Below are 12,186 nucleotides of genomic sequence, written 5' to 3'. Positions count from 1 at the left end.
CCGTTGTTGGAGCGGACGCGGACACGTCCGTGCCAACCAAGGTTGGCACCTACCGAAGCGTGCTCCGTCAGGGTTTCGGCGCGAACTGCAGACGGGTCCACACGCCGTAGTGGTCCGAGGCCCAGCGACCGCTGTCATCGGGCTGGTCGAACAGGAGCTTGGCCTCACGCGCGACCATCTCGTCCTGCTGGAAGAAGATGTGGTCGATCCGCGAGGGTGCCTGGTAGTAGTGCCGGTTCAATGTACTGACCCCGGCCAGGTCAGTGTTGACGTGCACGCTGCCGTAGCTGTCGCCGTAGTGGCTGCGCAGCTCGCTCAGGTCACCAGCATCCACCAGCGCATTGAAGTCGCCGGCGATCACCACCGGAGCACCGGCCGACGTTGCAGTGATGAAGCGTAGCAGGTCCTCGACCTGGCTGCGGCGGATGCGCTGCCCGCTCTCGTCACTGCGCTCGTTGAGGTGCGTGGCATAGACGTTCACCGGCGTGCCATCGACGTCGATGCGTAGGTGAGCAACCGTTCGGTAGTCGTCCAACGGCTGCAGCAGATGATCCCCCTGGGCGAGGATCGGCCGCCGCGTCAGCAGCGCATTGCCGTAGCGCTTGGGCGCCCCAACCGGATCGGTGGACACGAACACGTACCTGTAGCCGAGTTGGCTGGCCAGCCATTGCGCCTGGTTGCGCACGTTGCGGCGCTGGATCACCTCCTGCAGGGCAACCGCATCCGGCTGCAGCCGCTTGAGTTCGGCCAGAATGGTGCGGCGCCGGCTCGGCCAGTCTTCGCGGTCATGATGCAGGTTGAAGGTGACCATGCTCATGCCCGGCGCGCTGGCAACGTCGGGCGCCGCGGTCGTGGCAGCCGGTTCGGCCGCCATCAACACGCCCGGCAATGTCAATGCAATGGCCAGCCCCAGGGCACGCACCGATGTGCGCACCCTCGCCCCCTGCTGCTTCATCGTTACTGTCCCTTGCGCTCGGCGCGGCGCACCGCGCTCGGCACTTCGATCTCGATCCGCGCCGGCAGCTGGTGCACGTGCAGTTCCTTGTTGATCCACTCGGCGGCTTCGCCGTTGACCGTCACCTCGCCCGGATCACCCGCGTACGGCCATGGCAGCACCACGCCCCCCACCGGCGGCACCAGGCCCGGCTGCACCTCCAGCACCAGCTGCTTGTCGCTGCGCTGCAGGCGGTAATTGAGCTGGCCCTGTGGCGTACGCAGGCCCTGCACCGCGACACCCTCACCCTGCAGCCACGCGCTCGGTACGCCGGCGGCCAGCACCAGCGCATCGTCCATGTCACGGTTGTAGGCGAACATGTCCAAGGCCGAGCGCACGAAGTCCGAGGCCACCCAGGCATGCGGCAGGTCACCGACGAAGAACGGCTTGCGCGGCGTGCGCGAGACCACTTCGGCCCACTGGTTCCAGGCCTGCGGTGCGCGGTCCTTGAAGAAGAACTCGGTGGCCTGCCAGGCGCGGTCGCGCCAGCCCAGGCGCACGAACGCGGCCACGTTGCGCCATTCGTACGGGGTGTAGTCCTTCCACTCGCGCTTGCCATCGCGCCGCGCGACGAACTCGTTCCAGTAGCGTTCGAAGGTCGCCTCCAGGGCCTGCTGCGGCAGTCGGCCCTGCTCGCCGCCAGGCGCCAGTGCGATCGTGGTCGAGGTCGCATCGAAATCGCCCAGCTCGGCCGAGCCCGGCAGGTAGTCGATGCTGTGCTGCTGCATCGCCGACAACAGCGAGGCCTGCAGGTCATCCCTGAACTGATCGCGCGATTCGGCAATCTGCATCGCCTCGACCTTACCCAGCTGGGTCGCCAGCAGCGCCGCGTCCTTGTAGCCGCGCAACGCCCAGAAGTTGTCCCAGTACGAGTGCATCGGCTTGGCCGAATAGCCTTCGTGGCTGATCGAGGCCGGCATCATCCCGTAGAACGCCGGGTTGCGCGCGCGGTTCTCTTCAGTGCGCTCGCTGGCGCGCAGCTGCTCCATGTAGGTGTAAGCGCCCTGCACGTGCGGCCACATCAGCTCGGTGAAGGTGCTGTCGCCGGTGTAACGCCCGTACTCGGCGATGCTGTAGATCAGCTCGCCATGGCTGTCGTTCTCCGGCACCGGATCACTGCCGCGCGCATCGACGCAGCACGGCACCTTGCCGTTCTCGAACTGGTACGGCGCATACCAGTTGATGTAGTCACGCACCGCATCGCTGCGGCCCATGCGCAGCAGGCCCTCGGAAATCATCGCGCCATCGCGGATCCAGCTGCGCGCATACGAACGCGTGCCCGGCTGCAGCCGCGGCCCGACCCGCGAGATCAGCATGTGCGCGACCGCCGTGCGCAGGGTATCGACCAGCGGTTGGCCTGCAGCGGGCACCTGCAGCGTGACCACGCCCAGCTTCTTGCGCCATTGTTCGGCCACCTGCGCCTGCGCCTTGGCCACGTCCAGCGCCTGCGGCGCCCAGCCACCGGTCTGTGGCAGCACCACCGCCACCTCGCGGCTCTGGCCAGGCTCGAGCTTGATCGTATAGATCAACGCGCCCGACGCCATGCCGGTGCTGTCCTTCACCGCGGTCTCAGCCGGGTACTTGCCGTCCGCCAGGTGCATCGCATCGAGCTTGCCATCGAACGTACTGGCAAAGCGCGCGTCCGGCACCTGCAGCGGATAGAGGCGCGGCTCGCCGTTGACCCGCACCAGCTGCTCGCCGACATCCAGTGCATCGATGCGGCTGAAGCCACCGACGGTGTTGAGGAACTGCGTGGGCGGATTGACCTGCCACGGACGGATCGCCAGTGCCAGGGTGTATTCGTGTGCGACCTTGTCCGGATTGCTCAGCCGGTAGCGGCCGATCAGCTGCGCGCGCTCCGGCGTGCCCTGCACGAAGCCGGTCACCGCCAGGCCAACCTTTTCATGCACCCAATCGACGTTGGCGATCGGCAGGTAATGATCCTGCAGCGATTGGGTGATCGCCACCTTCGACCAGTCCAGCAGCTTGCCATCGAGGCGGATGAACGGTTCGATGCTGAAGCTGCCCTTGGCCGGCTCCAGTGCGCCGTCCTCGCTGATCAGCGCCTGTTCCTGGCCGCCATCGAGGCCGAGCAGGGTCCAGTACGGCTGCTCACCCACATAGGCACGTGGCAGCGAGCCGCGTGGCAGGTCGGCGGCGACCGAGGAGAGGAAAGCGTTCGGGGTGGCGGCAAAGGCCAGCGGCTTGAGCGTGATGTCACGGATGCCATAGCGCCAGTTCGGCCCGTCCTGCAGATCGAAGCGCACGTAGCGCGCATCGGTGTCCGGCAGCGCCAGCCAGTCGCGGCCACCGGCACCACTGGTCACTTCACGCACGGTACGCCAGTCACGGCCATCCTCGGAAGTGCGCACGGTATAGCGGCGGGCTTCCAGATTCGGCAGCCAGTCGATCACCGCACCGCCGATCTCGCGGCTCTTGTGCAGGTCCAGGCTGATGGTCTGCTGCTTGACGCCACCACTGATCCAGAACGTATCGCTCTTGCCGTCGATCATGCGGTCCTGCAGCGCGGTGGCGGTATCGGCAATCACCGATGGCACCAGCGCCGAATCATCCTGAGCTGGCAGGCCCTGCAGGGTCAGCTTGTCGAAGCACACCGTGCCGCGGCCGCCGACCTTGCTGTAGATCGTGAACTCGACCGCAGCACTGCGTGCCATCTCCTTCTCGGGCGAGGGACCCCACGCCTTGTCGATCTGGCGGCGGCGGTACTGGACCGGCGTCCACGCCCTGGGGAAGCTGTAGCCGGGCCGGTTGACCCACCAAACGTTGTCGCCACTGGTATCGATCAGCTTGAACTGCAGGTCGTTGCCCGGCGAATCACCGCGCAGCTGGAAACCGAAGCGGTAATTGACCGGGTATTCGATGTTCAGCGCGCGACGGATGCCGACGTAGCCGGAGACATCGTGGAAGTCATAGTCCAGGCACAGCGCGCGGCCACCACCAGCGCCGCTGACCGGCCGCAGCGAACCGCTGACCTGGTCGGACAGCACCAGCTTCCAGGCCGCGATGTCGTCGAAGTCGTCCAGCACCTTCGGTGCCGGCAGCGCCGGGGGTGCGGCGATCGCCAGGGAGGTCCACAACAGGCCCAGTCCAACGGCGATCGCTCGCTTCATCCCTTGACGCTCCCCAGCAACAGACCTTGGATGTAGTACCGCTGCAGCACCAGGAACAGCGCCAGCACCGGGACCACGGTGACCACCGCGCCGGCCATCATCATTTCCACGTCCATGATGTGCTCGCGCGAGAGGGTGGCCAGCGCCACCGGCAAAGTGTAGTGCTCCTGATCGGTCAACACGATCAACGGCCACATGAAATCGTTCCATGCCCCCATGAAGGTGAAGATCGCCAGGGTCACCAGCACGGGCTTGAGCATCGGCAGCACGATCTGGAAGAAGATGCGCAGCTCCCCTGCCCCGTCGATGCGGGCCGCTTCCAGCAGCTCGTCCGGAATCGAACGCGCGTACTGCCGCACCAGGAAGATGCCGAACACGCTGGCCAGCGCCGGCACGATCACGCCGCCGAAGCTGTTGACCAGGCCCAGCTGCTTCATCAGCAGGAACAGCGGCAGCATCGCCACCTGCGCCGGAATCACCAGCGCCGCCATCAGCACCTGGAACAGGCGCTCGCGGCCGACGAAGTTCAGCTTGGCGAAGGCATAGCCGGCCATCGTGTTGAGCAGCAGCGAACCCAGCGTGATACCGACCGACACCAGCAGGCTGTTGGCGAAGTTGCCGCCCATGCCGGTGCGCGCGAACAACTCATGGTAGTTGCGCGTGGTGATGCTCGATGGCAGCAGCGGCGGCGGGAAGTGGGTCGCCTCGCCCTGCGGCATGAACGAGACCGAGAGCATCCACAGCAGCGGCGCCAGGCTGACCAGCGCCAGCACCAGCAACGCACCATTGATCAACCACGGGTACCAGCGCGACTGGCCGATTTCACGACTCATACCAACTGCCTCTTGCGGCCGAAACGCAGCATCACGGTGGTCACCGCCAGGATGATCAGGAACAGCAGGAACGCCACTGCGGAGGCGCGCCCCAGGTTCCACCACTTGAAGCCTTCCTCGAACATGAAATACAGCACGCTGACGGTACTCTGCAGTGGGTCGCCGCGGGTCATCACGTACGGTTCGGCGAACAGCTGGAAGTAGCCCGACACGGTGATCACGCCGACCACCAGCAGCACCGGGCCGAGCATCGGCAGGGTGATGTGCAGGAACTGCTTCCAGCGCGAAGCACCGTCGATACGGGCCGCCTCGTACAGGTCATGCGGGATGGCCTGCAGGCCGGCCAGGAAGATCACCATGTTGTAGCCGAAGTTCTTCCACACCGCGAACAGCATGATGGTCGGCATCGCCCAGTTGGGATCGCCCAGCCAGTCGATCGGGCTGATGCCCAGATGACCCAGGCCGTAGTTCACCAGGCCGTAGCTGGTATGGAACAGGTAGCGCCAGATCACCGCCACCGCCACCAGCGTGGTCACCACCGGCGCGAACAGGGCGGTGCGGAACAGCGCCTTGAAGCGTGCGGCCGGTGCATTCAGCAGCATCGCCGCACCCAGCGACACGCCAATCGACAACGGCACGCCGATCAACACGAAGTAGGTGGTGTTCCACAGCGACTTCCAGAACATCGGCGTCTGCAGCAGGTCGATGTAATTGCCGAGGCCGACGAACCGCAGGTTGCTGCTGTCAGCCAGTGCATAGAGGTCGAAGTCGGTCACGCTCAGCGCCAGCGCCGAGGCGACCGGCAGGCCGAAGAACATGCCCAGCACGATCAGCGAGGGACCGGCGAAAATCCAGCCGGCAAGCGAAGTACGTTTCATTGCGCGCTCCCGGCGGCCACGGCACTGCTCGATTGCGGCGACGGCACGCGCTGCTGCAGGCGTTGTTGTTCATGCATCCAGCGGCGCTTGGCCAGCACCTTGTCCACGCGCTGGTCCAGCTCTTCCACGGCCTTGTCCTGCGCCAGGCCACCACGCACCACCTTCTCGGTGACGATGCGCATTTCCTGCACGATGCGCTCCCACTCAAGCACCTTCGGCGTCGGCTTGACCCGCTCCAGCTGGTCACGGAACGCAGCGGCCAGAGGATCATTGGCCAGCGACGGTGCGTTCCAGGTACTGCGACGCGGCGGCAGGTCGCCGATGATGGAATGGAAGCGGGCCTGGATTTCCGGGCGCGACAGGAACTCGATCAGCCTCCAGGAGGCTTCCTTCTGCTGCGACTTGCGGAAGATCACCAGGCTGGTGCCACCGGCAATACCGGCGCCCGGACCGTCCGGACCCGGCAACGCGGCCGTGCCCCACTGCCCTTCCAGCTCCTTGGGCTGCAGCTTCTTGAACTCGCGGATGTTCCAGGGGCCGGAGATGTAGAACACATTGAAGCCACGGAAAAACTCGTCCCAGACGTTGGAGATCTGCGTCTCGGACATCTTCGGCGCCCAGCCCTGCTCGAACATGTTGGCGTAGAAGGCCAGCGTGCGGCGGAACCCCGGGCTGGCGAAATTGCCGCGGGTGTCATCGTCGCGCAGCAGCGGATCGGGCTGCTGCAGCGCCAGCGACAGCTGCTGCTCGAACTCGTTGATCGGCATCAGCACCGCATAGCGGTTCGGGCCCTGCATGCGCTTGATCGCCGCCATCTGTTCGTCCCACTCCTGCCACGTGCGCGGCGGGTGGTCGTAACCGGCCTTGGCCAGCAGATCCTTGCGGTAGAAGATCAGGCGCGTATCGACATACCACGGCACGCCCACCAGCGCGCCGTGGATCACATTGGTATCCCAGATGCCTTGGAAGTAGTCCTTCGGGTCGACCACGGCCGAGCGCTGCACGAACGGCTGCAGCGGCGTCAGCGCATCAAGCTCGGCGAACTCCGGTACCCAGGTGTTGCCCAGCTGGCACACGTCCGGCAGGCCGTCGGCGGCGAACGCGGTCAGCAGCTTCTCGTGCGCGGCCGTCCACGGGATGTTCTGCACATCCACCTTGATGCCCGGATTCTCGGCCTCGAACTCATGGATCAGCTCGCTGACCACCTCCGCCTCGCGGCCCATCGCCCAGAAACGTACGGTGGTGGTGCCCGGATCGGTACGGGCGCAGCCGGCCACGGCCAATGCGGCCAAGGCAGGCAGCGCCCAGCGGCGCAGGCGGTCGATCCAGTTCGGCATCGGGTTACTTGCCCTGGCCTGTGGTGCGGTTGGCATTGTTCTTCTGTTCCTGCGCGGCAGCCGCGCGTGATTCGGCGATACCCACCGCGCGTGCCGCCGCGGCCTTTTCGTCTTTCTGCAGTTCCAGCGGCTGGAACGAACCTTCCGGTGCCAGCCAGCCACCACTGAACCCGGCCCGTTCCAGGCCCTTGCGGATGTACGGGTTCTTCTTCATGACTTCCCAGACGAAGTCATCGCGGTAGTTGGCGATCATGGTCAGGATCGGGCCCTGATCGATGGCGATGTAATCGCTGGCGACCCAGCCGCGATCCGGCACCAGGCGGCCGGTCTTGATCGGGATGTCGTAGTTGAAGCTGGGGTTGAATGAATCCAGGAAGCCGTAGCTGGAGTAGATGTAATCGCCAAAGCGCTTGTGCATCTCCAGCGTGGCCGGAATCACCTGCTCCGGCGCGAACACCACCGACGCGATCGCAGCGGTGGGAGCGATGGTGCCGTCATCGAAGTTCTCGCGCAGGCCGGCGCCGCGCGAGGAGTAATGGCGGAACTGGCGCTGCTCGCCGCGATAGTCCTGGGTGGTGTTCTGTGGTCCATCACTGGCGGTCAGGCCCCACACATTCTCGCCATACTCCTTCCACTGCATCGGGTTGGCGATGGCGTACTCGCGCTGGGCCAGTGCGGCCGAGCGGCTGTTGAGGAAGTAGGTGCTGCCGCGCTCGCGCATGTACGCATCCTGGATATCGCGGAAGTCGATCCAGACGTGGCTGTACTGGTGGCCGAACAGCGGGCCGAAGGACAGGTATTCCTGGCCCTGGTAGACGCCCCAGTCGTTGTCATAGGTACGCGTCCACACCGTCCACGCATCCGGGCTGACCGGGTGCGTCGGCGAGCCCAGGGCAAGGATGTAGACCATCATCGCCTCGTTGTAGCCCATCCAGTCGTGGTCGATGAAGCCGCTCTCGGGGAACCAGCCCATCGAGATCAGCGGTGCACGCTGCTGCAGCCACGGCCAGTCGACCTTCTTGTACAACGTGTCGGCGATCTGGCGGATCTCCTTCTCACGCGGATCGTCGCCGTCGTAGTACGACTGCGCGAACAGCACGCCCATCATCAGCAGCGCGGTATCCACCGAGGACAGCTCAACCCAGCTGTCGTAGCGACGCCCTTCCTGCATGTCCAGGAAGTGGTAGTAGAAGCCCTTGTAGCCGGCCTTGCCGGTGCGCTGCGGGCCCATCGGCACGTCGCGGAAGAACTTCAGCGTGGTCAGGGTGCGGTCGATCGCCTGGTTGCGGCTGACCCAGCCGTTCTCGATGCCGATCGGGTACGCGGTCAGTGCGAAGCCGACCGAGGCGATGCTGGCGAACGGCCGCGACGGATAGCGATCCGGGGTCAGGCCATTGATCTCGTTGGTGGTATCCCAGAAGAACTGGAAGGTACGACGCTCGATGTCATCGAACAACGGCGGCAGCACCGGCTTCATCGGCCGCGGCGGTGCGTCGGCCTCGATCAGGATCACCGGCGGCCGCGGCTTGGCAGGTTCCTGCTGGGCCGGCTGGCAGGCGGCCACGGCCAGGCTCAACGCTGCGGCGGACAACAGATGGCGTGCCTGCATGGCGCGATTTCTCCGGTGGTCTGATCGATGGGAAAGCATACCGTCCAATGATCTGAAATCGTTTACAAGATGCGTTCTGAAAAAACCACGAAAAACGTGGTTTGACACCGCGATCATTGCCCATGCCGCTGCCCCCTGGCCGGCAGCGGCATGGGCAATGGACCGGCGCGGGGCCGGCCATTGCCGTTTTCAAGCAGCCGATGCCGCCGGCGGAACGGCGGCATCGGGTCGTGCATCTACATCCGGGCTTAGAAGCGGAAGCCCACTTCGGCCTTGATCTGGCGCGGAGTACCAATGATGTCGCCGGTCTCGTTGTAGCTCACCAGCAGCTTGCCGTCGCTCTTCACGTAGTTCAGCTTGGAGAAGTTGTCGAAGTTGAGCACGTTGATGATGTCGATGCGAGCATACAGCTCGGTATCGCCGGCCAGCTTGAAGGTCTTGGTCGCCTGCAGATCCAACGAGCGGTAGCCGAAGATCTTGCCGCCGAGCAGGAAGTGGCCATTGCCCGACGGTGTACCGGCAGCCGGGGTCGGCATGCAGTTCGAGTTGCCGGCCTGCGCGATGCAGGACCAGTCGTTACCCGGGGTCGGCGTGGCCAGGGTCAGCTTGCCACCGAAAGTGATGCCCCAGAAACCGTCATACGAGCCGGTGACCACCAGGCGGTGACGCGGCGCGCCGTTGGACTTGATGGTCGGGTACTCACCGATGGTGCCGCGATCGAACGAATAGTGCTCGTTGATATTGCGGTTGTGGCGAGCATTGGTCCAGGTATAGGCGATCGAGGTGCCCCAGCCGCTCTCCTTGCTGTACGGCTTCTGCGCCGACAGCAGGATCTGGGTGGAGCGGGTCTTGATGCCCTGCTGGCCGATGATCAGGCTGCCGAAGCCCGGAATGCTGCAGCCCCACGGCTGCCCGTAGGTCGGCTCGTCAGCGCCGCACAGCATCTGGTTGTCGAAGAAATTGCCGTTGTTGAAACGGTTGCCCAACGTGTAGGCGAAGCCATCGTAGGTCAGCGTGCGTGAAATCGTGGCATCGGTCAGCCACTCGCCGATCTGGTTGCTCATGCCGAGGCTGAACTGGTCGGAGTACGGCACCTTCATGTTGTTGTTCAGCAGATCGACTTCCATGCCTTCATTGCTGGTGGAACCCAGCAGTGCCTGCACGTTCTCGATGCCGTTCATCAGGTTCGGATTCCAGTCAAAGCACGGAGTCTGCCCGTACATGCAGCTACCGGTGGCCGGGTTGCGGAAGAACACGGTCGGCTGCGGCAGTGCCAGCTTCGTGGTTTCCAGTGCCAGGTTGTCGAACAGGTCGCGATCATAGGACCGGCCGGCGCCACCATGGAACACGTGCTGCTCATCGGCGTTTACGTCATACGAGAAGCCCAGGCGCGGCTGCCAGGCATTCTTGAAATTCTTGCGATTGTGGCCGGTGCTGATGTAGTCGTTGACGTTCAAACCACTGAGCGCCAGCGTCTGCGCATAGGTCTGGCCCGGAGGCGCATGCCTGTCCTGCGAGAACAATGCGTTCACAACCTCTGGCGGGGTCACGAAATCGGTATAGACCGGGTTCTTTTCGTAATCCCAGCGCAGGCCGATGTTCAGCTGCAGATGATCGTTGACCTGCCAGTCATCCTGGATGAACAGACCAATCTGCTTGACCTTGGCGCGCACCTCGGACTGCACGCCGGTGACACCAGTACTGGCCTTGGTGAACTGAGCCTTGTAGGGGGTGCCGGAGGAGAAGGCAGGGTTGTCGATGGTGTAAAAGAACTGCGGATTGATCTGCGCCGCATCCGAGGCGTACAGATCAATCTGCTTGTACTTGGCGCCCATCTTGATGGTGTGGTCGCCGGCCCACTGCAGGCCGTCCAGGGTCAGGTTGTCCTCGATCGCCCAGCCCTTCTGGCCCTTCACCTGAGAGGCGAACGCATCGGCTGCGCCGATCTGGACGAGGGTCTTTTCCTGCGGGGTGTTCCGGTTCTTGTCACCAAAGTCCGGCGCGGTGTAGACGATACCGTTGCCGTAGGTCAGCGGCAGCGGATTATTGAACGCATCTTCATGGGTGACCATCAGTTCGTTGTAGAACCGCTCGCCGCTGTGGTTCCAGCGCAGGGCGTAGCGGCGATCGGTGTTGTCCACCACCTTGCCGTGCACCTTGGCGGTCTGGTCACTGAACTGCTGCTGGGTTTCGTCGCGGTCCTGGAAGGTCAGTTCGATGCGATCGTTGTCGGTCGGCTCGAAGTCGATCTTGGCGAAGATCAGGTCCTGCTGGAACGGCTGGCTGGCCGGGCCGAGACCCGCGAGACCATCGGCTGGCAGTTTGGCGGCCGCCGAGCTCACCGCACCATCCGGCGCGATGGTCACCGGCAGGTCGAAGCGCTTGGCTTCATAGGTGACAAAGAAGTGGGCCTTGTCCTTGATGATCGGGCCACCCAGCGCGAAGCCGTACTCCTTCTCGGCCGAGTCTTCCTTGCTCTTGCCCGGCTGGCGTTCGGCCGGGGTCATCGCACGCATGCTTTCGTTGGTATAACGGTAGAAGGTCTCACCCTTGAACTCGTTGGTACCCGACTTGGTCGCGGCGGTGATCGCGGCGCTGGACACCTGGCCGTACTCGGCCTTGTAGTTGCCGGTGATGACCTTGTACTCACCGATGGCCAGCTGCGGGAACGGATTACCCGCGCTGCCGGACTGGCCGGAAATGCCGCCACCCTTGACGTAGCTCTTCTGGCCCACGCCGTCGATGTAGACGTTGGTACCGTCGGAGTTGGTCGCGCCGCCACGCAGCGAAGTATTGCCCTTGGCATCGCGGGTGAAGATCATGCCCGGCACCGCGTCGGCGAACTCCAGGAAGTTGCGCGAGACCTGCGGGGTGGTCTGGATCTGCTGCAGGCTGACGGTCTTGCCGACTTCGGACGTGCGCACTTCCTGCAGCAGGGTCGGCGCGACGACGTTGACGGTGTCCAGGTTGGTGGCCGCGGTCGAACCCGGGGTGCTGCTGGCAGCGCCGGCAAAGTTCAGCGTCGCGGTCGAGGCCACGGTGACGGTGACCTTCTGCGACTGGCCGTTGGCGACCACGTCGTAGGTGCCCGGGTCCAGGCCCATCAGCGAGTAGCTGCCATCGGCACGGACGGTGCCGCGACGGACGGTGCCTGTGGCGATGTTGGTGGCGGTCACTTCGGCGCCGGCCTGGGCGCCGGACACCTGGCCGCGCAGGCTGGCATTGGCCGACTGCGCCATGACGTTCGGGGCGGCGGCCAGCATCAGGCAGCTGACCAGTGCGGTGCTCAGCAGCCGGCGCGCCGGCGTGCGGAAGGTGGTGTGCATCATCAACTCAATCTCCGGGTGGCGGTAACCGCTCGCGCGGTACCTGCGATCAATCAAAAAAGAAGGAACGCCTCTGGC

The 12,186-nt window shown here is 64.6% G+C and carries 7 protein-coding genes; all 7 read right to left on the bottom strand.

Annotated elements, in window-relative coordinates; translation table 11 throughout:
- Positions 1 to 67: 67 nt before the first annotated feature.
- Complete coding sequence (locus N5D45_RS08075; RefSeq protein WP_019336628.1) at positions 68 to 955, bottom strand: endonuclease/exonuclease/phosphatase family protein; 888 nt, start codon at positions 953 to 955, stop codon at positions 68 to 70.
- Positions 956 to 957: 2 nt separating this feature from the next.
- Positions 958 to 4,125 carry a discoidin domain-containing protein gene (locus N5D45_RS08070; protein ID WP_057503455.1) on the bottom strand — a complete coding sequence of 1,056 codons (3,168 nt, stop codon included), beginning with the start codon at positions 4,123 to 4,125 and terminating at the stop codon, positions 958 to 960.
- Positions 4,122 to 4,958: a carbohydrate ABC transporter permease gene (locus N5D45_RS08065; protein ID WP_006378064.1), complete on the bottom strand. Its 837-nt coding sequence runs from the start codon at positions 4,956 to 4,958 to the stop codon at positions 4,122 to 4,124. The genes N5D45_RS08070 and N5D45_RS08065 overlap by 4 nt, the downstream gene beginning before the upstream one ends.
- On the bottom strand, positions 4,955 to 5,836 hold the full coding sequence (locus tag N5D45_RS08060; protein ID WP_006378065.1) for a sugar ABC transporter permease: 882 nt from the start codon (positions 5,834 to 5,836) through the stop codon (positions 4,955 to 4,957). Before N5D45_RS08060 ends, N5D45_RS08065 begins: the two co-directional genes overlap by 4 nt.
- Positions 5,833 to 7,173 (bottom strand): sugar ABC transporter substrate-binding protein, encoded by a 1,341-nt coding sequence (locus N5D45_RS08055; RefSeq protein WP_057503456.1) that lies wholly within the window; start codon positions 7,171 to 7,173, stop codon positions 5,833 to 5,835. The genes N5D45_RS08060 and N5D45_RS08055 overlap by 4 nt, the downstream gene beginning before the upstream one ends.
- A 4-nt stretch (positions 7,174 to 7,177) precedes the next feature.
- Entirely contained in the window at positions 7,178 to 8,782 is a 1,605-nt protein-coding gene (locus tag N5D45_RS08050; protein WP_010486724.1) for a glucoamylase family protein, read from the bottom strand.
- A gap of 248 nt (positions 8,783 to 9,030) precedes the next feature.
- On the bottom strand, positions 9,031 to 12,111 hold the full coding sequence (locus N5D45_RS08045) for a TonB-dependent receptor (RefSeq protein ID WP_057503457.1): 3,081 nt from the start codon (positions 12,109 to 12,111) through the stop codon (positions 9,031 to 9,033).
- Positions 12,112 to 12,186: the final 75 nt, after the last annotated feature.

Origin of the sequence: Stenotrophomonas sp. GD03819, assembly GCF_029841665.1 — a bacterium.
In the GTDB taxonomy this organism is placed as follows: Bacteria; Pseudomonadota; Gammaproteobacteria; order Xanthomonadales; family Xanthomonadaceae; genus Stenotrophomonas; species Stenotrophomonas geniculata.
This window is presented reverse-complemented; position numbering and strand designations above follow the sequence as displayed.